The following is a 21,825-nucleotide window of genomic DNA, read 5'->3' as shown; positions in this document are numbered from 1 at the left end:
GTTGGGGATAATCTTATTGTTAATTTGCCCCACCGCAAAATCTACCATCCATATAAAAACCTTTTTTGGCTCTATAATACCTCTCATGCCTTTATTTTGTTACTATCTTATGGTGGGTGTGTAATGCCCAGCTGATTTTGGCCTTGAAATTGCCATGCGATGCCCTTATGTAAAAATAATAATATGTTGCATTTTCTTCCGATTTCGAAAGAAGTCTAATATAGCAAATATCATTACAAAGAATAATAGCTACCTATTAAGGTAGCTATTATTCTTTAGAAACATCAGAAAGTGAAAGAATATTTATTAATCCATTCTAATTTTTAATGAACAAGTTGGTACGCCAGCATCAGAAATATTACTAATATAAGTAGCAGTATTAGTAGTTGCTGATGCACAGAGACCAGCAGAGGTAGTTGTCGGAGTATTATTAGGAGCAGTGCCTATATATGCAGTTACTATGCCTGTATTTGGTCTACCATCATCAAGTTTGAGATCGATATTATATGCCTGGGTGCTATTTATACCTACGGCAAATGAAGTATAAGAGCTACCTGCAATTCCTAGTATACGTGCTATCTGTATATAATTCATGCCAGTTACTGTATCACCATATACTATAAAATAATTATTTCTACCGAGCTTAGCAGCTGGTAAATAGCTATTTAAAGCAGTGGTATTGCTAGCAGTAATAGATGAATAATCAACAGCTCCTGCATCAGTAAGTTCGCTAATTAATTGTGCATCTCTTAAATCACGCCAAAAAAGCAGATTTTCACCTTGAGCTCCATAACCACCGGTATTATCAGTCAAGATGTAGTTACCATCCCTAAAACCAGTAGCGCCATTCATATTGGTAGTATTAAAACCAAAAGAAGCGGCAAGATCATAAACCATGTCTCCTGGAAAGGCGTTATATTTGGTACGGAAAGTGGCGGTAGCTGTGCTAAAACTTTGCATTTGTCTCACAGTGGCGCTAATCTCAGCTTGCCGTATAAGATCTTGGCCGGCTAACACCCCACCTATGATCAGACCAATAATTACTAATACTATGGCTAGTTCTACTAAAGTGAATGCTTTTAAAGATTTCTTATGAATTAATTTTTGTTGAGTCATTTTATCCTCTAATGCCATGGCCTGTTATGCGTTGGCAAAACAAGCATAATATTACAATTTTTGAGTTCCTTATTATTTATGTTATTTTTATAATCATAACTTGTCAACAAAATGAATAAATTAACTTTATTGTTTAACTGTAAAGTGAGTATGGGATCAAAAATTACTGGTATATTTTGTTGTCCCTTGCAATTCACTATGCAACCCATACTATCACATTGAATTAACTCGTTTTGAAAATAACTGGGCAGTAAAGCAATATGATTGGTTAAAGTTACTTTTTTAAGTTGTTCCTTATAAATTCTATTAAGGTGAAGATTGGAAACTAAGCTTTCATTACTCTCTTGATTAAGGATAATTAAATTATGTTGGACTGTATCAATAATAATTGCTGGAGGGGTAATTAGCTTAGATCCTCCTATACTAAGTATTATCAATATAATTCCTAACCACCGTTTTTGTCCATTCCAGAAGCTAAACCAAATTAATCCTAAGGTAATCATTGATAACAGATAAGGCGAGTTTAATCTTATGGTAAGATTATCAAAATTGAGCGCGCTTACCTGGGCCGCAATAGTAGCAATTAAATTAATACCTAGATCTAAGGGGAGGTTAATTAAACTATGGAGATTTAAAGGTAATAAAAATAACCATAAAATTAGGAGTGGCATGACTAAAAATGATAACACCGGTATAGCCAATAAGTTAGCTATAACTCCAAGTGGCGCAAAATTACCAAAATGGTATAAAGTAAAGGGAAGAGTGTAAAGAGTAGCAATAATCGAACTGGAAATGATGCCGATACTATAAAGAATAAATTTTTTTATAAAATTTAAAGTAGTAAATTTTGGTTGGAGATATTTGACATAAAATTTACATAAGCTAATAAGGCCTAAAACTGCACTAAATGACATTTGAAAGCTGGGTTGATATATTACATGAGGGTTTAAAACCAAGATAATAATTGCTGCAAATGATAAAGTTCTCATGGGTGTTACTTGCCTAATAAAAATAATCCCAATCATGATAATTAATGACATTATAAACGCGCGCACCGCAGCAACATGAGCACCTGATAATAATAGATAAATAAAACTAGCAATAATTGACATGCCAGCGGCTATCTTTTTAAAATCATAAATTTGAGCGTAATTAGGCAATAGAATAATTCCTACAAACCGAATAGTTATAAAACATATTAAAGTTACCAGGCTTACATGCATGCCTGACACCGCTAGCATATGGGCAAGACCTGAGATGCGGATTTGCTCGGTCACCTCTTTGGTAATGAGGCTGGTTTCACCAATAATAAGAGCTGTTGCAATGCTTGCGCTTTTATGAGAAAGATTATCTATAAATTGTATGGTAATAAAGGAGCGTAGCTTATCAATCAATGATTTATCAGCATTTTTTGCTATAGTTTCAATTTTAGAAAGCGTGTAGCCCGTGGCTGCAATCTGCTCAAAATAAGCAGTAATGCGGTAATCATATAGCCCTGGAAAATGACTGGCTGGTACAGGACCTAAATAACCGTAAAAACTGATAGTATCACTAATATTAAGCTGTTTAGGGTTGCAATTTTTAGCTGTAATTTTAATGCGTGTAAATTTTAATTTAGGCCTTTTAGTGATTAGCGGGTTAGTTAAAGTGATTTTGCAGCCTTTAGGCAAAAAATTAAGCTTTTCAATCGTACCAGTAATTTGAGTATATCGAACTTCTTTATATAATTTTTCACCTCTTTTAAGTTCAGTATGAAATTTAGTATTTAAAACTCCTGCTATGATCACAAGCAATGAGTAAATAATGACTGAAAATAATAAGGATTGTTTTTTTATAAAAAGCTTAATGGTAATCAGTAAGATCCATAAGAGAAGTAAAAAGGAGCAGAAAAAAAAATTTGGTTCAAAGGAGAGAGAAAGGTAAATAATATTACCCACCCCTAACAGTACTGGCACCCACAAAACCAATTGATGATATTCATGAGTTAAAAGTTTGTCTAAACGCCAGTACTGTTGGTTGAGGAACTTAAACAACTTACGTTGCAATTCTATTTAATATCTTTTCGAGTAATTTGTCGAGCTCATTTATTTTATTAGTTTTAGAAAATCCACCTTGAGCAAGTTTTACATCTCCTCCGCAGCCGGACCCTCCGAACTCTTTAATCAACTCTTCTGCGATATTTTTAGCATTTAAGCTTGAGTGTGCCGTACTAACTAAAATGGACATTTTTTCATCAGCTGTATTAATGACAATACTTAAATCTATTGGAGTTGCCTCAATTTGTTCTGCCCATTTTCTAAGCTCTTTAGCATCAAACTTATCAACGATTGCCGCAAGAATTTTATAAGATCCCACTTGCTTGGTAGCTTGGCTCAAAAAAGTTAAAACTTCTTTTTGTAGGCTTATAATTTGTTTTTGCTGAATCTTAATTTCGTCCTGTAAGCTATTGATTTTACTAGTTATTTGGTCAGTAGGAACTTTTAGATTGTTAGAAGTTTGCTCAAGTAGCTTGCTTTGATGCTGTACAAATTGTAATGCATTAATACCAGTTACTGCTTCAATTCTTCTAATCCCTGAAGCGATTGATGATTCGCTAGTTATTTTAAATAAGCCAATCTCACCAGTGGAATGTACGTGGGTACCACCGCATAATTCAGTTGAATAGTGATCATTTTCATGATCACTACCCATTGATACTACCCGTACCTGATCATCATATTTCTCACCAAATAATGCCATCGCACCTTTTTGGACAGCTTCTTCGGTATTCATAACTTGAGTGTTGACCAATGAATTGTTTAAGATAATCTGATTTACCTTAAATTCAATTTGTTCTAACTCTTGTTTTGAAATTGATTTGTGATGACTAAAATCAAAACGTAAGCGGTCTTCTGCTACTAATGAGCCTTTTTGTGTTACATGATTACCTAAAATTTTTCTAAGTGCTGCATGTAATACATGAGTGGCTGAGTGGTTCTTACGTAAATTATCTCGTCTTTCAGTATTGACTGCTAATTTAATTTCATCGCCAATACTAATTATGCCTGATTTTAAAATAGCTTGATGGACTATGAGTTTATTCAATTGTTTTTTAGTGCCAATAATTTCAATTTCAGCTTGATCATTTAACGCAAGTCCTACATCACCAGCTTGGCCGCCGGATTCACCATAAAAAGGAGTTTGGTTAGTAATAAATTGAAACTCTGCTCCTATTTCATTTAAAGCATGAGTCTCTTGGCCTTTGTTAATGATTGCTAATATTTTAGCCTGTGATTCAGTAAGGGTATAACCTAAAAACTCAGTAGTACCTAATTTGTCATGTAAATCAAACCAGAGATTTTCTGTAGCTTGTTCTCCTGATCCTTGCCATGAAGCGCGTGCTAATTGTTTTTGTTTTTCCATCTCTTGATCAAATCTAGCAGTATCTACCTCACGTTGCTCTTTGCGCATAATATCGCAGGTTAAATCAAGAGGAAAACCATAAGTATCATATAATTTAAAGGCCACTTCGCCTGGTAATGGGTCGCTCGCTTTTAAATTGTGAGTTTCTTGATTTAATAATTTTAAACCGCGATCAAGAGTTTCAAGAAATTTACTTTCTTCAAGTTTTAAAGTCTCAGTGATTAATTCATTACCGCGAGCAAGTTCTGGATAAGCTGTACCCATTTCCCGAATTAATGAAGAAACTAGCTTGGTAAGCAATGGTTCCTTAGCATGACCTAAAAAGTTAGCATGGCGCATTGCACGTCTTATAATCCTGCGTAACACATAGCCACGTCCTTCATTGGAAGGCATGACCCCGTCTGCAATTAAAAAGCTGGTTGATCTTAAATGATCAGCAATTACCTTAAAGGAAGATTTGTTATCACTAGTAATTTTAGTGCCAATTAATTCCTGGGTATCATTAATTAAATTTTTGAATAAATCAGTATCATAATTGTCATGCACATTTTGTAATACAGCAGCAAATCTCTCTAATCCCATGCCGGTATCAATGCTTGGATTTGGTAAGGTAGTTTGAGAACCATCTTTATGCTGTTCAAATTGCATGAATACTAAGTTCCAAATTTCTACAAAACGATCGCCACCTTCAGTAGGAGTTCCTGGTAATCCACCTTCTAAACTTTCGCCATGATCATAAAAAATTTCAGAGCAAGGACCACAAGGACCGGTATCACCCATTGACCAAAAATTATCAGAAGTTGCAATGCGAATGATACGGCTAGGATCCACTCCTAGTTTCTTCCAGAGTTCAAAAGCCTCATCATCGGTATGATAAACGGTAAAATATAATCTTTCTTTAGGAAGTTTAATTTCATTAACTAATAAATCCCACGCATAAAAAATAGCTTTTTCTTTAAAATAATCCCCGAAAGAAAAATTGCCCAACATTTCAAAAAAGGTATGATGACGGGCAGTATATCCTACATTTTCTAAATCATTATGTTTACCACCAGCTCTTACACATTTTTGTGCTGTAGAGGCTTTATTATATTTAGGAGTCTCAATACCTGTAAAAAAATTTTTAAATTGAACCATACCTGCGCTAGTAAACATAAGGCTGGGGTCATTATGAGGAATTAATGGGCTTGATTGAACAATCTCATGTTCATTTTTTTTAAAATAATTTAAAAAAATTTTCCTAATATCAGTAGTTTTCATAAGGTTATTTTAACTTCAAAATTTGTTCGGAGATAATAAAAGGAAGCATTAAGGCAAGTATTTGTTGCATATTTAACTTACCAACTGATACTTCATGATTTTTGATAATAAAATGATAGCTTATTTCTTTTTGGACTATGCTTTGATCATCCTCTTTTGTTTCGGTAATAACTTCTGAGGCTGTATCCGTTAAAAACCTTTCGATTTGTTCTCTAGTAAAACCTAAACGAGTGGTAAGTTTTTCTTTTAAAATTTCAGGATTAGTTAAAGTCAGCTGGTAATTTAAATCCATTTCACCATTTTTGGTATTAAAGTAGTAAATTCCTTTAATGCCAATTTTGATTCCAGCAATCTCAATATAAGAATTATTAATATCAAGAGCAGTTTTTTGTTGGTTGTTTAATAAAATATCTAGATTAAGCTTACTGGTTAAAAAGTCTTTATGTTGATTAAAGAAATCTAGTTTTTTAAGTGTGCTATTAACCTTACCAATAGATACAAATTCTTCAGAATTATCAGGTAATTTAATATTGGTAGTTTGTTGATAGTTCAGTAATAGGCCATTAACTTCGGTGAGTAAATTTTTATCCTCTATGCCACCTTCGTAAATTTTAATATGAGCTAAATCTAAATGCAAATTGGCTAGATAAAGTTGATAAAATTCCTGAGTTTTAAAATCTTTTCTATTCACCAAATAATTTATAATTAAAGACCTACTAAAAGTAATGCCTATAAAGCTGTTAGTAGTATTGATATTATATTCATTACCATTGGCTGTAACATAAGTTAAATGGGTGGGTAGAAAGTAATTTATTTTAGATAATAGCAAGTTAGTATCTAAAATAATGCTTTCATCAGACTTAATTTTAGCAATACCTTGCTGCTTGACTGCCAGGGGAATATTGGGGCGAGTTATTTCAATTTTAACTTTGAAAGGAAAGCCACCTTTTTTAATTTCACTAAAGCCAATATCGTGTTTAATAGCATAATCAGTTATTTCTTTGGTTAGTAAGTAAGTAAAACCTATCCATACTAATGAATAAGATACAATTAAAAATGCAATTAATGCAAAAATTCTTACAATATTGGCTCTGGACATAATTTATACACTAATATTACGAGTAGCAGGTGGCAGTTTAACTTTAATACCATCAAGCTCTTCAGTTAAAATAATTTGGCACCCAAGTCTTGATTGTTCGGTTAAACCAAAAGCTAAATCAAGCATGTCTTCTTCATCTTCGGTTGCTTCATCCAACTTATTAAGCCAGGTTTCTTCTACATAAACATGACAAGTTGAACAAGCGAGTGAGCCTTCACATGCCCCTTCAAGATCAATATCGTTTTGATGGGCTGCTTCTAAAATTGAAAGGCCAGCTGGTGCATTAACTGTCTTTTCTGAACCGTCTCTATTTACAAAAGTAATTTTTGGCATATTTCCTCCTGGATATGAAGATTATAAAATTAATTGATTTGGTCAAATATTATTTAGAGGTAAGCTCGTTAGATTTCTTATGCAACTCTAATTCAGTGGCCAATTTCTATGTTGCGCCGATGTTCGGATCCTCATGTACTGCATGTCCATTGCGGGTTTCCGTTCCATATGCTCCTTGAACTTGATTTGCTGTTTTTGAATTCAAAAGAGATCTATTTAATTCCGCTAAAGATTTCCCTTTAAAAGCTTTACCAAATTGTTTGGAAAATTTTTGCTCAATTAACACTTCGCTTACTTCTTCTAATTGTTGCATATCAGCACTTATTTGTTCGCTGTCAGCAGAAATTATGCTTTTTTTTAAAATAGTCAAACGATCTTTAATTTGTTTAGCTTCATTTTCACTCACCAAATCAATATCTTCTTTGATTATGGATTCTAGTGCCATGATAACCCTTTCTGCTTCTACCCTGCTCTCAATCAGTTTGCGCTGGATAAAATCCTCCTCACTTTTTTCAATGGAAGAAATAAGCATTTCTCGAATTTGAGCATTATGTAAACCTTGTCCTGGGCTTACATGAATAGTTTGTGATTTACCTGTGCTCTTTTCAGTAGCAATAACAGTTAAGATTCCATCGGCATCAATTACAAATTTAACTTGAATTTTAGCCATACCAGCTTTCATTGGTGGAATGCCTGAAATAGTAAATTTACCTAAGAGCCTACAATCTTGAGCTAATTCTCTTTCGCCCTGTACAATATTAAAGATCATTGCCGTTTGGCCATCTTGATAAGTGGTATATTCATAATGAAAGCTTGCAGGAATGGTGCTGTTTCTAGGGATAATTCTCTCAACAATTCCGCCCATAAGTTCAATGCCAATTGAAAGTGGAATTACATCAATCAGTAAGCTATCACTACCATAAGCTAGGTTATGGGCTTGAATTGCAGCGCCCTTGGCTACAATTTCATCAGGATTTAAATTATCTAAAATAGTAATATCAAAATTTTCTTTTAAGGCCTGTTGGATGATAGGCATTCTAGTTGAACCGCCAACTAGGATGATACCATTAATTTGCTCTTCTTCTAAGTTTGCATCGCTGATAGCTTGTAATAGTAGCTTAATGGTTTTGTTAATCAAAGGCTTTGATAGTTGCTCAAGCTCATGAGTAGTTAATTTATAATTATCAATTTGAGCATTGTCGTTCGTAGTAAGAGTCTCTTTAAGCTTCCTAGCAACTGCTAAGGCTTGCTTGTTTCCTAAAGTAATAGAATATTTTTTAGCTAAATACCCGGCAATTAAGTGATCAAAATCATCTCCGCCTAAGTTGGTATCTCCCTTGGTAGCTATGACATGAAATATTTTTTCTTTTAAAGCTAAAATGGAAATATCAAAAGTACCACCACCTAAATCATATACAATATAATTACCACTAACCTTTTGATCCAACCCATAAGCAAGTGCGGCTGCAGTAGGTTCGTTGATTAAACGCATTACATCAAGTCCTGCTAATATTGCAGCCTCTTTGGTAGCTTGGCGTTCAATATCATTAAAATAAGCAGGAACTGTAATTACCGCTTTAGTAATATTTTTGCCTAAAGCTTGTTCAGCTTTGTTTTTTAATTGCTTTAAAATAATGCTGGATAGTTCTATGGCAGAATAACTTTTGTCCTGTACTTTAACACGAGCAATATCTATAGAATGTGTATCTAAATTAAAAAATTTATCTAGTGCAAGGGCTTTAGTTTCAGCTAAACTCTTACCAATTAATCTTTTGAAAGATTTAACTTTATATACTCTGTTGCTCTCACAAGATGAGTTAGTCAAAGTTGAAAACCCTGCAATGCTCAAATATTGCTGTGTAGCTGCTGCTTCTAGATTGCTCTTCTCCTGCCACTCTGTAGAAATCATTTGAGTATGCTCGGTAATAAAAGCATCACTTGTACTAATAATATCACCTTGTTCATTAAAGTGAACTACCGATGGTAAGATGTTACCATTTTGATCAGAGATTATTTGGGCAGTATTGTTGGTAAAAATAGCAACTAGGGAATTGGTGGTGCCTAAATCTATGCCAATTACATCGCTCGCCATATCTTGGTGAGGATTGGGGGATCGGCCTGGTTCTGAAATTTCATAAAGTTTCATGAGGTTAATCTAATAATTTTTGCTTACAAATTTTTATATCTTCTAATATCTTTTTATAATATTGCATTTTTAAAGCAACTTCAGTGGCATTAAATAAGTCATATTGGGTATAAAAGGTGCTAAATTGCTTAATAAAATCTGCTAAATTATTTTTGATAATTTGCTCTTCTAATTTAAGTTCACTTAAGCTGCCTAGTGAGTAAATTGTTTCCTTAATTTCTAATATCTCTAGTACTAACAGTTGAGAAGGTTTAATTCTACTGGCTTCATCGCTAATAAAGATATTATGCATAGTTAATAAGTAAAGAGCGCGTGAAACTTCGTCTTTTAAAATTTTATAAGCTTTATTTATATCTAAAATAAAACTAGCAGAGTTCAGATCTGAATTTTTATCTGGATGGTATCTTTCCTGTAACTTTAGATACTCATTGTGTAAGTTGTCCGTATCAACATTAAATTCAGGGTTAAGTCCAAAAATTTCAAAATAATTATTATATTGCATATTAACTTCTTATGTATGGAAAGATTCTCCGCAACCACATTGTCCCTTGGCATTCGGATTAACAAACACGAAGCCGGACTTAAATTTTTCTTCCATATAATCCATAGTAGTGCCGATTAAAAATAATTCAGCCTTAGGATCAATAACTACTTTCACATCATCTTGAATTACCACAATGTCGGTTGGTTCAATTGTATCTGCATATTCTACAATATAAGCCAGCCCTGAACATCCGCCGGACTTAATGCCTACTCGAATGCCAGGGGTTTCCTTCCCGCGCTGTTCAATTAATTCATTGATGCGAGTTATTGCTTTATCTGAGATGGTGATAATATTGCGGGTCATTGCTAATTATTTATCTTGTTGCTTTTTTTGTTGATAGTCGTTGATTGCAGCCTTAATTGCATCTTCCGCGAGGATTGAACAGTGAATTTTAACCGGAGGCAATGCTAGCTCTTGAGCAATATCAGTATTTTTAATCTCTTGAGCTTCATCAATACTTTTGCCTTTTAACCATTCGGTTGCAAGTGAACTTGAAGCAATTGCAGAACCACAGCCGAAAGTTTTAAATTTAGCTTCTTCAATAATGCCTTCCTGTGTTACCCTAATTTGCAGTTTCATCACGTCTCCGCAAGCTGGGGCTCCTACTAGGCCGGTGCCTACATTAAGATCATTTTTGTCTAATGATCCTACATTTCTTGGATTTTCGTAGTGATCGATAACTTTATCGCTATAAGCCATAGTTTTTCTCCTAATTAATGAGCTGCCCAGTTGATTGATTTAAGATCAATACCTTCCTGAACCATTTCCCATAAGGGACTCATTTCTCTAAGCTTGTTGATTTTTTGTATTACTAAATTAATTGCGTAATCTACTTGTTCTTCGGTAGTAAATCTACCAATGCCAAAACGAATTGAAGTATGTGCTAATTCTTCTTCTATCCCTAATGCTCTTAACACATACGAAGGTTCTAATGAAGCAGAAGTGCACGCTGAACCTGATGATACGGCTAAATCTTTAATTGCCATGAGCATTGATTCCCCTTCAATATATGCAAAACTAAGATTTATATTGCCTGGGTAACGTGAATTTGGATCTCCATTTAGATATACATCAGGAATTTTTTTTAAAATAGTATTGATAAATTTATCGCCAAGTTTTTTGACATGTTCATAATCTTTTTGCATTTCTTCTTTAGCTATTTTGGCAGCCATTCCTAAGCCTACTACCAAAGGTGTTGCTAAGGTACCAGATCTAAAACCACGCTCTTGACCGCCGCCATTAATTAATGGCACAAGTCTTATCCTTGGTTTTCTTCTAATATAAAGTGCACCAATTCCTTTTGGTCCATAAATTTTATGGCCTGAAATGCTCAGTAAATCAATATTCATCGCTTGTACATCCAGCGGAATCTTACCAAAAGCTTGTGCGGCATCTGTATGGAAAAACACCCCTTTTTCACGGCAAATTTTACCAATTTCTTTTAAAGGTTGAATTACCCCAATTTCATTATTCATTGCCATTATAGAGACTATAGCTGTGCTATCATTTATAGCGGCTTTTAATTTTCCTAAATCAACCAGTCCGTTGGTTTCAACTTGTAAATAAGTGACTTCGAATCCTTCCTGCTCAAGATGCCTACATGCATCTAATACGCATTTATGTTCAGTATTTAAAGTTACTATATGTCTTTTTTTATCCCCATAAAAATGAGCAATGCCTTTTAAAGCCAGGTTGTTTGATTCAGTTGCACCTGAGGTGAAGATAATCTCTTTAGAAGTAGCGTTGATTAAGCTTGCAATTTGCTCCCTTGCGTCTTCTACTGCAGTTTCTGCTTCCCAGCCAAAAAGATGGCTTCTTGAGTGAGGGTTACCAAATTTTTCAGTAAAATAAGGTAACATTGCGTCTACTACCCGTTGATCGCATGGAGTAGTTGCTTGGTAATCAAAATAAATGGGTAAATCCATTGAGCTTAATTTGTGGGTCATATTGTTGCCTTGTTATTATGTTGTGAAGAATTAGCATTGTTATAAATATTGCTCCACACATTTATAAATCGAACAATATCATCTTTATTATTATTAAGTGCCATGCTAATTCGAATTGCATTTCTAGCTTTATTTTTTTCAATCTTCATTGAACTTAAAACATGAGAAGATGAAATTTTTCCTGATGAGCAAGCAGATCCTGCGCTAACTGCAATTTTGTTTAAATCCATTGAAATTAACTGGGTCTCTTGTGAAACATTGGGCATGATTATCAAGCTGGTATTAGGAATTCTATCAACCTCTTGGCCTATAAATTCTGCTTGAGGGCATGTTTTAATTATTTGGTGTTCCATAAAATTACGTAAATTTGCACAATGTGATTGATAAACCGCTAAGTTGTTTATTGCAACTTTTATTGCTTCACTAAATCCTACGGCCGATATTACATTCTCTGTTCCTGCGCGTAATCCTAAATTTTGGCCACCACCTTCGAGCAATGGTTTAATATCAGTATTTTTTCTAATAAATAACGCTGCAATTCCAACTGGTCCACCAATTTTATGTGCCGAAATAGTAAATAAATCTAAATCTAGTTCATCAAAGTTAATTGCTACTTTGCCAATTGCTTGGACTAAATCACTATGCAGTAAAGCGCCATATTTTTTAGTTAAATCCCTTATTCTACGTAGAGGTTGGATGATCCCTGTTTCGTTATTAGCTAGCATTACTGATACCAGTGCACCTTGGTTTGCTTGCAGTTGCTCTTCTAAATGGGCAAAATTTATGATGCCATTATAGTCAACTTGAATAAATTCTGCTTGCTCTAAATTATTATTCATGAGTGATAAATGCTCGGTTGAACTAATAATTTTAGTACGTACAGGAAAACCTTTTAACACCCAATTATTGGCCTCTGTGCCTGAAGAGGTAAAAATTAAATGATATTTATTTTGATCAATGTTAAGAGCAGAAAATATTTCAGCTTTAGCTTTTTCAATAATTTTTCTAGCTTCGCGCCCGAAATTATGAATAGAAGAGGGGTTGTATGGTAGTAAAGCTAATTCTACCATTGCCTGCTTTACTTTGACATCAAGCGGAGTGGTAGCATTGTGATCTAGATAAATATAATCTGTTACACTCATTTAATAATTGTACCGTTTTTTAAATCGTCTAAAGTTATTGATTCTAAATAATTTTCAATTTTATTGCCTAATTCATTCCATAAATCATGTACTAAGCATTTGGTGTTGGTTGACATGCATCCACCATTTTCTGCAGGATTACATCTGGTCATTTTAATTGATTCTTCTACTGCATGAATGATGTCTGCAATATTTACTTCGTTTAATGGTCTATGAATTTTATATCCGCCACCAGGGCCTTTAAAAGAAATAACAATATTATTTCTTTTAAGCATTGAGAAAATTTGCTCTAAATAATTTAAAGGAATTTCCTGTCTTGCAGAAATTTGATGTAAAGTAATAGGCAGATCGTTCGCATGATTTGACAGCATATCGGCAAGAGCCATGACAGCGTATCTTCCTTTGGTAGTTAGCATCATGATGTTAAAAAGCCTATCCTTTAAAGTTTAATATTGTAACTTTGCAATATTTTATTTATCATTACGAGGATATTCTTAAATAACCTACTATTTTTGTCAAGTATTTTAAGGGGTGTAAATGCCAGAAGTTATATTGAATGGACCGGAAGGTCGAATTGAAGGAAGGTATACTCAAGGTGAGGAGAGGAATGCGCCTGCAGTGCTAATTCTTCATCCGCATCCTTTGCATGGAGGTACCATGAATAATAAAGTTGTGTATAATTTATATCAAACTTTTGTAAAAAGCGGATTTTCAGCATTAAGAATTAATTTTAGAGGGGTGGGTAAATCAAGCGGTACCTTTGATAACGGTATCGGAGAGCTTGCAGATGCTGCAATTGCTTTAGATTGGTTACAGCATCAAAACCAATATGCTAATACTTTTTGGATAGCTGGATTTTCTTTTGGTTCTTGGATCGCATTACAGCTTTTGATGAGAAGACCAGAATTGCAAGGATTTATTGCTATTTCACCACCGGTGAATAAATATGATTTTTCATTTCTCTCGCCATGTCCTGCCTCAGGTTTGATTGTGCAGGGTAATAATGACTCAGTAGTTTCAGAAGAAGCGGTGAGTAAAATGGTAAATAAATTATCTAAGCAAAAACATGTGGATGTTGATTACAGGGTCATAATTAATGCTGATCATTTCTTTAGAAACCAGTTAGAAGAAATGAATGAAAATGTTAGAGAGTATGTGGTGCATCGGATGCTTAATGACAGCACTAATATTAAAACTAAACCGGATAAAAGACGCCGCAAACAACAGGTTGAGTAGCGCCTGTAGTTGAAGGGAAAGAAGAGGGCAGGTTATTTGCTGCCCTTGCTGCAAGCAGTCCAAAGCCTTGGGCTTCCAGATATTTTGAATTTATTCCTATTTCATCAACTAGTTTAATTATACTTTCAGCACATAACTGCTTTAAATGAGCAATGATAGTGTTGTTGTAGGCTCCTCCCCCGCATACTAAAATTGTTTGTGGAATATGGGGTAGTAACTTAAAACTTTCAGCAATAGTTAAAGCCGTAAAATACGTTAAAGTAGCAACTAAATTTGTATAGTCGATAGTTGATTGGTTAGTGAGCATCCTGAAATGATTGCGATCGAGAGATTTAGGATAACTTTGTTTAAAATAAGGATCGCTCATCCACTTTGCGATTAACTCTAAATCAATAATACCCTGTTGAGCCAGCTCTCCATTATGATCATAATCCTGGTTAAAATATTTTTTACAATTATCATCAATTAAAGCACATCCAGGGCCGGTATCAAAGCCAACGAGTGTTTGATCATCAATATAGCTAACATTAGCTACTCCGCCAATATTTACAAAAACAATGGGGCCTGTTATCTTAAAATGTTTAGCTAAGATCTTATGATAAATCGGGATGAGTGGCGCGCCTTGCCCGCTGTTTGCCATATCTTTTCTTCTAAAATCAGCAATGACCGGAATTTGTAATTGCGCAGTGAGTAAATGTGGATTGCCAATTTGCATGGTGGTAGCATAATTTGGCGCATGAAAAATAGTTTGTCCATGAAAAGCAATGAGATCAATGTAAGTTATAGCATATTGCTTTATAAAAGTTGTAATTGATTCTACATAAAAATTAGAAATAGCATATTCCAGACTAAGTATTTCCCGAGGATTTAAATTTTCGTTTTTAAGCTGATCTTTGATAGAGGTAGGATAGTCAAAGCAGTGGTTGGGGCCAAATTCAAAAATTTGCTCACCATCAGTAGTGATAATACTTAAATCTACTCCATCTCCTGAAGTGCCACTCATAGTGCCTAATACTTTATATTGTTTCATATGAAATTAATCCAAAATTTGTTTTAAAGCTTTTAGGCCTAGAATATAACTATAACTACCAAAGCCGCTGATAACCCCATTAGCGATGTTTGAGAGATAGCTTTTGTGCCTAAATTCTTCACGTTTATAAATATTACTCAGGTGAATTTCGATAAAGGGTTTATTAATTGCTTTAAGTGTATCTGCTATGGCAATTGAAGTATGGGAATAAGCCGCAGCATTAATAACAATTCCATCAAATTTTTGACTATTTTGAATCCAATCAATTATTTCCCCTTCATGATTACTTTGCTTGAAATCTATTGTAATAGCAGCCTCAGTAGCAAAGTCTTGACATTGCTTAAATATGTCATCTAAACTGTCGTAACCGTAAATTTCAGGTTCTCGAAACCCTAGTAAATTTAAGTTAGGTCCATTAATTATTAAAATATTTGTCATATCCAAATTTAAGATGAGTTATATAAGTAAAAGAGTAAATCTTAATTTGTTGATAGCAATATTAATTTTAAGTTATGTTAGTATTTTTTTTACTAAAAGTAATTTATTTGCTGATGAGGCGCAATATTGGTTTTGGTCAACTAGCTTAGATGCTGGCTATTATTCTAAGCCTCCTGCTATTGCGTGGCTTATTTATGTAAGTAGTAAGTTGCTAGGTAATAGCGAGTTTGCAATCAGATTTTTTTCTCCATTATTATATTTCATAACCAGCTTTATGATCAGGGTAATTGCTTTAAGGCTAGCCAACCTACCTACCGCGAAGCTTGCACAGCTAATTTTTTTGACTTTGCCTATAACGTCAGTAGCTATGCAGATAATCTCAACGGATGCATTGCTGCTGCTGTTTTGGGCATTATCCTTATGGATCTTTATTAAGTTAATTGAAACTAATGATTGGTTTTATACTCTATACTTAGGATTAAGTTTTGGTTTGGGTATGCTGAGTAAATACAGCATGGTTATCAGTGTTGTTTGTGTGTTGATGTGGCTTATTACTACCGGTAAATTTAATAAATATTTTATTAAATTGTTTGTTAGTAGTATAATAGCTTTTTTAGTATTTTTACCCAATTTATTGTGGAACTTAGAACATAATTTAGTGAGCTTCATGCATACTTATCATGTGGCTAAGTTAAATACGTTTAATTTTAAATGGTTAAAATTTTTAGAATTTGTTGGCGGGCAGGTGGTAGCTCTTGGCATAGTAAGTATATACCCGCTAGTTAAGCTTTTACAGCATCGTTCAAATGCAAATGATGAAAATAAAATAGCGTTATTGATTATTATTTGTGCAATTACACCAATGGTGATTTTTGCAATGTTAAGCTTGATAAGCGGCGCAAATATTAACTGGACCGCTCCAAGTTTTATAGCGATTGCAATATTGATAGCCAAAGGTATGAACTTACTGAGTCTAAATCGTCAACGAATTATTATATATTTTAATATATTGATATTTTTAATAATAAAAATATTGTTTATACTAAATTTAAATGCGCTTCCAGGTCTTAATAGATTATATGGTTGGAAGGAGGTAGGGAGGGAAATAACTCAGCTACATCAGCAATTTAATTTACCCATTATGATTGATGACAGAAAGTTGCTTTCTTGGTGTTTATATTATAGCTCCATGCCTAAAAATCTGATTTATAAACATAATTTTCATGAAGTGCTGGATCATTATGACTTGGCTATGCCTTTTCATAAATCTGCTTATAAGCAATTTTTATTTATTTCAGTAAATCCTAATTATCATCTATTAAGAGGATTTAATAATCCGCGTATTGTTTCTTATGAAACGGAAATTACTAACCCATTCAATCCACGAAGTAAGTTTTATGTTTACCAAACTGCTAGAGAATAAAATAGTTATCTTTATTAGTATTTTTAGCCTAATTGCTATAGGTTTGATGATATATCCTGAAATTGATATTTTCATTTCTAGCTTGTTTTACCATCCTAGCCAAAGATTTTGGTTAGAGCATAGTAAGGTGGCAGTGTTTACTAATACGCTGGTAAAATATTTTATAGTAATGCTAGTATTAGGGGTAGGGATTTTACAAGCTTGGCTTTTTCGGGGGAAAAAAACTATTTTATATTTAAATGTATTATATCTAACGCTTACTTTAATCATAGGACCTGCTGTTACAGTTAATCAACTATTAAAAGAGCATTGGGGCAGGGCGCGGCCTAGCCAGATTGAAGAGTTTGGAGGAAGCAAGCAGTTTACCCCTGCTTTGATTATTAGTAATAATTGCATGGATAATTGTTCTTTCGCTTCAGGGCATGCCAGTATGGCTTTTTGGATAACTAGCTTAGCCTTTATCGCTCAAACTACTAAGATGCGTAGACAGCTTTTTATATTTGGAGTGATGGCAGGCCTGGCAATGGGATTTATGCGAATTATTATGGGCAGGCATTTTTTAAGTGATATTGTTTTTGCAGGCATTATTGTTATAGCTATTAATTATATTATTTATAAACTATTTCTAAAATTTAATAAGTTTGTTCCCTTAAATGGCATTAGGCTTCTTTCAACGCAAGAAGAAAAGAGAGATTTTTAAGAATAATGTAGATGATGAACAGAGCTTCCTGAGAATCTTTCTTTATATACTAGTTATATAAATAATCTAAATGGTTAATACTTTCTTCAGGTGGGATGTTAATACCTGCATTGCTATTATCTCCAGGCATATGGTGGTTTAGTAAAGTATCGGATAAGACACCGAACTTCATATCTAAAGGAGTTAGCCCTTTGTTGTTTTTGATAAAACCGTTAGCTCCATGATCAAGTAATATATTCAAAACATCTTTTCTAGGGGCGCACCACTTGAAAACTGTATGTATTACCGTATTACCTTCATTATTGGCGATGTTTGGATCGGTTCCTTTTTTTAATAATAATTTAATCATATTATTAAAATTAGGGTCTGCTGATAAGCTGTTGTGATGTTTGAGTGTGGCGTGTAATGCTGTTTCCCCATGTATGTTAGTAATATTAGGGTTGGCACCTTTTTCCAGTAAAAATTTTACTAGATTGAAATCTTCTATCTTTGCTGCATAGTGAAGGGCGGTATTGCCAAGATTGTCAGCTTCTTGATTGATATTTATTTTATCGTTATTTGTAATATGTTCTAAAATAAGCTTTGCATAAGGATATTGGCTAGAAAAGTTTGTTGCCGCAGATAAAGCTGAAGTACCTTTTTTATTAAAAACATAAGGGTCAGCCCCATTTGCAAGTAATATTTTTACCGCCTGAAGTCTATTCTGAGAAATGTTATAATCGCTTACAGTGCTGAGCAGTGGGCTGTTACCTTCATTGTTAGTAATGTTAGGCTGAGCGCCAGCAACAACTAGTGATTTGATTGAATCTAATAAACCATTTTTGGCTGCCAGGTGGAGCGCGGTATTGCCAAATTGGTCAAGCACGTGGTTAATATTTTTTTGGTGGTTGCTCGCCATATGTTTTAATAGCGGCTCTAAAAAGCCATCTTTTTTATAATCATTAGCTTTAGAAATTGCTGTATATTTATATTTATTAACAATAGTAGGATCAGCCCCGTGCTCAAGGAGGATCTCTACCAGTTTGATATTTTTAGGAGTACTATCATTATTGGTGATCGTTAGATCTAAAGCAGTTCTACCTTCATTGTTAGTAATGTTAGGCTGAGCGCCAGCAACAACTAGTGATTTGATTGAATCTAATAAACCATTTTTGGCTGCCAGGTGGAGCGCAGTATTGCCAAATGGGTCAAGAGCTTGATTAATATTTTTTTGGTGGTTGCTCGCCATATGTTTTAACAGTGGTTCTAAAAAGCCATCTTTTTTATAATCATTAGCTTTGGAAACTGCTGTATATTTATATTTATTAGCAATAGTAGGATCGGCCCCTTGCTCAAGGAGGATTTCTACCAGTTTGATATTTTCAGGAGTACTATTATTATTGGTGATAGTTTGATCTAAAGCGGTTCTACCTTCTTTGTTAGTAATATTAGGGTTAGTACCTTTGTTTAATAGTATTTTAACTGTTTCGATATAGCCTTCTTGGGCTGCATAGTGTAATGCTGTATTGCCAAAGTTATCTTGAGCGTTAAGATTGCCCTTATTCTCAGTGAGTAGCTTAATTAAACTAAGATTATCTTTAACAGCTTTTGTTGCAGGAAGGGTATTATTAATAATTTTATTAGTGATATCAGGTAATATTCTGTCTACTTCAATATGGGTAGACTTGCCGGGGAGTAGTTTTTCAATCTCCTGTTTAAAAGATGCAGTTTTTTCATTATATATTTTTAGGGCCTGATCTTTAACTTCGGGATATGTGTTTCTTATATAATCATAAAAATTATCTGTAAATTTAACCGTACCACTGGCCACAGCTATACCGCATACAATTAACCCAGGTGGTGCAGTAAAAAATGCAGGACATATTGATGCACCAGCAAATGTACCAGCTACAGTGGACATAGATAATTTGGCGGCTGTTTGTAAATGGCTTTTTATTCCTTGATCACCATGCTTATCTTTCTCATTAAGCAGGTTAATATAGTAGTTTAAAGGTATTATAATGGCAGGCTTGTAGTTAGGGTAATTTAACCCTTGGCTTTTAGCTAAACTTTTAATGGTTTCATTGCTTGCATCAAAAATCATATTAAAAAGTTCAAAAGATTGCCTATCAATAGGGTTGTTGCTTAAGCTAACATTTTGTGCTTTAAGTTGCAGCTCTACATCTTCTTGGGTTAATAACTTATTAGCATCTTTAGTGATAATTATTTCATTAGCGTGTTGCATGCTGATTACCTATCTTGGAAAATAATATTTTTAGATGGATCTTTAGCTGAATAAATGATTTTTAAAGATTTTTGGTTATTTATTACCTTTTCAAACCTATGATCTGCTAATGATGCTTTACCATGAAATTTGCTTCCAGTTATTTCAAATTCATATTCAATTTGATAAAAGGTACGAAATTTTACTCCTGATAATACTTTTATTATTGCACCATCAGTAATTTCAAAACCTTGTAGTAATATAATTCTTTTGTATAATTCTTTGAATGTTACAAAGCATACTACCAGACAACCTACCGCCATAGCTACCATAAAGTGTAATACTTTTTTTCCTATGCTGCCATAAGTTAATATATTTTCTTGAGCTTCTTCCCAAGAAGAGAGGCTAAAAATATAAATATATATAGATGTTATAATAAAGAGAGCGACTAAAAGAATTATCCAGTAATAAATAAAATTTTTAGGTGACTTAAATGTAATCTCATAGAACCACAAAAAAGCCAGTGTAACTACAGGAATTAAACCTGTTAATTTTAGATGATAATATTGCATCTCGCCTAGTGATTCCTTAGAAATCCAATCATGCAAAAAGATAAACATGAATATAAGCTGTAAAATAGCAGGTATTACCCTCACTAATATTTTTTTCTTTAAAGATCTATTTGCTGGTTGTTCCATAGTTATTCTACTTATACGTGTACTGATTATGAGATATACAATAATACAACCAAGTTGCAAGAGTCTATTGAGATTCAAGTAATGTCATAAATTAATTAAAGTTTAATTTGGCCAGATTTGTTCATCTTTTAAAAAATTATTTGCCACTGCTTGCCTGTTTCAATAGCATTGCTTTTACAGTTAAGAAGAGGATGTTTAAGGGAGAATAGTTTATGATAGGAATATTAGTGGCTAATTCATCTAATTGTAAAATCTATGCTTATAATAAGCCCATAGCTCAGTTTACTTTGACTAAAGAAATGGGGCATGAGGAAAGCCATATGAAGATTAGCCAAGACTTAGTAAGGGATGATAGGGGAAGACCAGACAAACCCTTTTCGGTGAGTAGAACGGCCTATGAACCTGATACCGATCCTAAGAAGAAGGAATGGGATATATTTGCTAGAGAAGTTGCCCATAATATCAAAAATGAAGCTGAGAAATATAGCAGTTTAGTGCTAATAGTTCCGCCTGAGTTTGAAGGAATGTTAAAAAGCCATATTAATAAAATTGATAAAGACCATAAAGTTATGGATAAGGTTACTCACTTGATTCAAAAAGATCTGCTGAATATGAATGAGCTTGATATGTTTGAGTATATTAGGGAGCAGGTGAAATATCCACAACATTAGCAAGTAAATTTTGAATAATTTAATTATAGTTAAAAGATATTGTTAATGTAAATTCATATTAAAGTTTTTGTTAAAAATATGATGTATATTAATTATATTAACATAAAGGAACAATTAAAGGCTCATAAATCTATGTTAGATAAAAATAATCTTGATTCTGATATTAATATTAATATTAAATTTAAAAATAGTACTTTATTAGTTTGCTAGGATGCTGTTAATAACACAACTAGAGCTTTGTAAATCCTGTTAGATAAAAAGTACTTGAATATGGAAACTAATGAGGGTAGGTCATTAGATTATGTCACTGCAGTTATTAAGAGTAAACAAAATGAAATTGCTAAAATAAGCAGACCCACAAGTAAATCGCAGAATTTTACCCAGCAAGAGAGAAAGGGCATCTTCCCAAGATAAAAAAAGATAAAAATAAGGGCTTTT

21 protein-coding genes are annotated in these 21,825 nt (G+C 33.6%); 5 read left to right on the top strand and 16 right to left on the bottom strand.

Annotated elements, in window-relative coordinates; genetic code table 11:
* Positions 1 to 306: 306 nt before the first annotated feature.
* The 12 genes from EF513_RS01420 to EF513_RS01365 all read right to left on the bottom strand — a co-directional run bounded on the left by EF513_RS01420 (position 307) and on the right by EF513_RS01365 (position 13,407).
* Entirely contained in the window at positions 307 to 1,116 is an 810-nt protein-coding gene (locus EF513_RS01420; RefSeq protein ID WP_164503793.1) for a prepilin-type N-terminal cleavage/methylation domain-containing protein, read from the bottom strand.
* A gap of 8 nt (positions 1,117 to 1,124) precedes the next feature.
* Positions 1,125 to 3,071, bottom strand: coding sequence for a ComEC/Rec2 family competence protein (locus tag EF513_RS01415; RefSeq protein WP_125215635.1), 1,947 nt, complete (start codon positions 3,069 to 3,071; stop codon positions 1,125 to 1,127).
* Positions 3,072 to 3,150: 79 nt separating this feature from the next.
* On the bottom strand, positions 3,151 to 5,778 hold the full coding sequence (gene alaS, locus EF513_RS01410) for an alanine--tRNA ligase (RefSeq protein WP_125215634.1): 2,628 nt from the start codon (positions 5,776 to 5,778) through the stop codon (positions 3,151 to 3,153).
* Between the two features lie 4 nt (positions 5,779 to 5,782).
* Complete coding sequence (locus EF513_RS01405; RefSeq protein WP_125215633.1) at positions 5,783 to 6,877, bottom strand: hypothetical protein; 1,095 nt, start codon at positions 6,875 to 6,877, stop codon at positions 5,783 to 5,785.
* Positions 6,878 to 6,880: 3 nt separating this feature from the next.
* On the bottom strand, positions 6,881 to 7,210 hold the full coding sequence (locus tag EF513_RS01400; protein WP_125215632.1) for a ferredoxin family 2Fe-2S iron-sulfur cluster binding protein: 330 nt from the start codon (positions 7,208 to 7,210) through the stop codon (positions 6,881 to 6,883).
* Positions 7,211 to 7,316: 106 nt separating this feature from the next.
* The gene (locus tag EF513_RS01395; protein WP_125215631.1) at positions 7,317 to 9,356 is read right to left on the bottom strand and encodes an Hsp70 family protein; all 2,040 of its coding nucleotides are present in this window, start codon (positions 9,354 to 9,356) and stop codon (positions 7,317 to 7,319) included.
* A gap of 4 nt (positions 9,357 to 9,360) precedes the next feature.
* The gene (gene hscB / locus EF513_RS01390; protein WP_125215630.1) at positions 9,361 to 9,858 is read right to left on the bottom strand and encodes a Fe-S protein assembly co-chaperone HscB; all 498 of its coding nucleotides are present in this window, start codon (positions 9,856 to 9,858) and stop codon (positions 9,361 to 9,363) included.
* Positions 9,859 to 9,867: 9 nt separating this feature from the next.
* A complete protein-coding gene (locus EF513_RS01385; RefSeq protein ID WP_125215629.1) occupies positions 9,868 to 10,203 on the bottom strand; it encodes a HesB/IscA family protein in 336 nt (111 codons plus the stop codon).
* 6 nt (positions 10,204 to 10,209) lie between these two features.
* Positions 10,210 to 10,599 (bottom strand): Fe-S cluster assembly scaffold IscU, encoded by a 390-nt coding sequence (gene iscU / locus EF513_RS01380; protein ID WP_125215628.1) that lies wholly within the window; start codon positions 10,597 to 10,599, stop codon positions 10,210 to 10,212.
* A gap of 14 nt (positions 10,600 to 10,613) precedes the next feature.
* Positions 10,614 to 11,846 (bottom strand): IscS subfamily cysteine desulfurase, encoded by a 1,233-nt coding sequence (locus tag EF513_RS01375; RefSeq protein ID WP_125215627.1) that lies wholly within the window; start codon positions 11,844 to 11,846, stop codon positions 10,614 to 10,616.
* Complete coding sequence (locus EF513_RS01370; RefSeq protein ID WP_125215626.1) at positions 11,843 to 12,988, bottom strand: cysteine desulfurase family protein; 1,146 nt, start codon at positions 12,986 to 12,988, stop codon at positions 11,843 to 11,845. The genes EF513_RS01375 and EF513_RS01370 overlap by 4 nt, the downstream gene beginning before the upstream one ends.
* On the bottom strand, positions 12,985 to 13,407 hold the full coding sequence (locus tag EF513_RS01365) for an Rrf2 family transcriptional regulator (protein ID WP_125215625.1): 423 nt from the start codon (positions 13,405 to 13,407) through the stop codon (positions 12,985 to 12,987). Before EF513_RS01365 ends, EF513_RS01370 begins: the two co-directional genes overlap by 4 nt.
* 118 nt (positions 13,408 to 13,525) lie before the next feature.
* Here EF513_RS01365 and EF513_RS01360 point away from each other — a divergent pair, with 118 nt between their 5' ends.
* The gene (locus tag EF513_RS01360) at positions 13,526 to 14,224 is read left to right on the top strand and encodes an alpha/beta hydrolase (protein ID WP_125215624.1); all 699 of its coding nucleotides are present in this window, start codon (positions 13,526 to 13,528) and stop codon (positions 14,222 to 14,224) included.
* On the opposite strand, the gene EF513_RS01355 is transcribed toward EF513_RS01360, so the two are convergent.
* Both EF513_RS01355 and aroQ read right to left on the bottom strand, forming a co-directional pair.
* Positions 14,184 to 15,254 carry an anhydro-N-acetylmuramic acid kinase gene (locus EF513_RS01355; protein WP_125215623.1) on the bottom strand — a complete coding sequence of 357 codons (1,071 nt, stop codon included), beginning with the start codon at positions 15,252 to 15,254 and terminating at the stop codon, positions 14,184 to 14,186. The genes EF513_RS01360 and EF513_RS01355 overlap by 41 nt on opposite strands.
* A 6-nt stretch (positions 15,255 to 15,260) precedes the next feature.
* Complete coding sequence (aroQ, locus tag EF513_RS01350) at positions 15,261 to 15,692, bottom strand: type II 3-dehydroquinate dehydratase (protein ID WP_125215622.1); 432 nt, start codon at positions 15,690 to 15,692, stop codon at positions 15,261 to 15,263.
* 13 nt (positions 15,693 to 15,705) lie between these two features.
* On the opposite strand from aroQ, the gene EF513_RS01345 reads away from it, so the two are divergent.
* Positions 15,706 to 17,115 carry an ArnT family glycosyltransferase gene (locus EF513_RS01345; RefSeq protein ID WP_125215621.1) on the top strand — a complete coding sequence of 470 codons (1,410 nt, stop codon included), beginning with the start codon at positions 15,706 to 15,708 and terminating at the stop codon, positions 17,113 to 17,115.
* Entirely contained in the window at positions 17,090 to 17,815 is a 726-nt protein-coding gene (locus tag EF513_RS01340) for a phosphatase PAP2 family protein (RefSeq protein WP_164503792.1), read from the top strand. The genes EF513_RS01345 and EF513_RS01340 overlap by 26 nt, the downstream gene beginning before the upstream one ends.
* Positions 17,816 to 17,864: 49 nt before the next feature.
* Here EF513_RS01340 and EF513_RS01335 read toward each other — a convergent pair whose 3' ends face one another.
* The gene (locus EF513_RS01335; protein ID WP_125215619.1) at positions 17,865 to 20,039 is read right to left on the bottom strand and encodes an ankyrin repeat domain-containing protein; all 2,175 of its coding nucleotides are present in this window, start codon (positions 20,037 to 20,039) and stop codon (positions 17,865 to 17,867) included.
* Positions 20,040 to 20,044: 5 nt separating this feature from the next.
* On the bottom strand, positions 20,045 to 20,716 hold the full coding sequence (locus tag EF513_RS01330) for a hypothetical protein (RefSeq protein ID WP_125215618.1): 672 nt from the start codon (positions 20,714 to 20,716) through the stop codon (positions 20,045 to 20,047).
* A gap of 212 nt (positions 20,717 to 20,928) precedes the next feature.
* Between EF513_RS01330 and EF513_RS01325 the strand changes: the two genes are divergently transcribed.
* Both EF513_RS01325 and EF513_RS07865 read left to right on the top strand, forming a co-directional pair.
* Positions 20,929 to 21,387: a host attachment protein gene (locus tag EF513_RS01325; protein ID WP_125215617.1), complete on the top strand. Its 459-nt coding sequence runs from the start codon at positions 20,929 to 20,931 to the stop codon at positions 21,385 to 21,387.
* A gap of 270 nt (positions 21,388 to 21,657) precedes the next feature.
* Positions 21,658 to 21,801, top strand: a complete 144-nt coding sequence (locus EF513_RS07865) for a hypothetical protein (RefSeq protein ID WP_164503791.1) — start codon at positions 21,658 to 21,660, stop codon at positions 21,799 to 21,801.
* The last annotated feature ends 24 nt before the right edge of the window (positions 21,802 to 21,825 follow it).

This window comes from Rickettsiales endosymbiont of Stachyamoeba lipophora (genome assembly GCF_003932735.1).
GTDB lineage: Bacteria > Pseudomonadota > Alphaproteobacteria > Rickettsiales > 33-17 > RICK01.
Note: the sequence above shows the minus strand (reverse complement) of the source record. Positions and strands in the feature narration are given on the sequence as shown.

Bases quoted from the DNA above. Each gene is read 5' to 3' on its own strand.
- EF513_RS01420 (WP_164503793.1), bottom strand. From the start codon at position 1,116: ATGACTCAACAAAAATTAATTCATAAGAAATCTTTAAAAGCATTCACT.
- alaS (WP_125215634.1), bottom strand. From the start codon at position 5,778: ATGAAAACTACTGATATTAGGAAAATTTTTTTAAATTATTTTAAAAAA.
- EF513_RS01405 (WP_125215633.1), bottom strand. From the start codon at position 6,877: ATGTCCAGAGCCAATATTGTAAGAATTTTTGCATTAATTGCATTTTTA.
- EF513_RS01400 (WP_125215632.1), bottom strand. From the start codon at position 7,210: ATGCCAAAAATTACTTTTGTAAATAGAGACGGTTCAGAAAAGACAGTT.
- EF513_RS01395 (WP_125215631.1), bottom strand. From the start codon at position 9,356: ATGAAACTTTATGAAATTTCAGAACCAGGCCGATCCCCCAATCCTCAC.
- hscB (WP_125215630.1), bottom strand. From the start codon at position 9,858: ATGCAATATAATAATTATTTTGAAATTTTTGGACTTAACCCTGAATTT.
- EF513_RS01385 (WP_125215629.1), bottom strand. From the start codon at position 10,203: ATGACCCGCAATATTATCACCATCTCAGATAAAGCAATAACTCGCATC.
- iscU (WP_125215628.1), bottom strand. From the start codon at position 10,599: ATGGCTTATAGCGATAAAGTTATCGATCACTACGAAAATCCAAGAAAT.
- EF513_RS01375 (WP_125215627.1), bottom strand. From the start codon at position 11,846: ATGACCCACAAATTAAGCTCAATGGATTTACCCATTTATTTTGATTAC.
- EF513_RS01370 (WP_125215626.1), bottom strand. From the start codon at position 12,988: ATGAGTGTAACAGATTATATTTATCTAGATCACAATGCTACCACTCCG.
- EF513_RS01365 (WP_125215625.1), bottom strand. From the start codon at position 13,407: ATGATGCTAACTACCAAAGGAAGATACGCTGTCATGGCTCTTGCCGAT.
- EF513_RS01360 (WP_125215624.1), top strand. From the start codon at position 13,526: ATGCCAGAAGTTATATTGAATGGACCGGAAGGTCGAATTGAAGGAAGG.
- EF513_RS01355 (WP_125215623.1), bottom strand. From the start codon at position 15,254: ATGAAACAATATAAAGTATTAGGCACTATGAGTGGCACTTCAGGAGAT.
- aroQ (WP_125215622.1), bottom strand. From the start codon at position 15,692: ATGACAAATATTTTAATAATTAATGGACCTAACTTAAATTTACTAGGG.
- EF513_RS01345 (WP_125215621.1), top strand. From the start codon at position 15,706: ATGAGTTATATAAGTAAAAGAGTAAATCTTAATTTGTTGATAGCAATA.
- EF513_RS01340 (WP_164503792.1), top strand. From the start codon at position 17,090: ATGTTTACCAAACTGCTAGAGAATAAAATAGTTATCTTTATTAGTATT.
- EF513_RS01335 (WP_125215619.1), bottom strand. From the start codon at position 20,039: ATGCAACACGCTAATGAAATAATTATCACTAAAGATGCTAATAAGTTA.
- EF513_RS01330 (WP_125215618.1), bottom strand. From the start codon at position 20,716: ATGGAACAACCAGCAAATAGATCTTTAAAGAAAAAAATATTAGTGAGG.
- EF513_RS01325 (WP_125215617.1), top strand. From the start codon at position 20,929: ATGATAGGAATATTAGTGGCTAATTCATCTAATTGTAAAATCTATGCT.
- EF513_RS07865 (WP_164503791.1), top strand. From the start codon at position 21,658: ATGGAAACTAATGAGGGTAGGTCATTAGATTATGTCACTGCAGTTATT.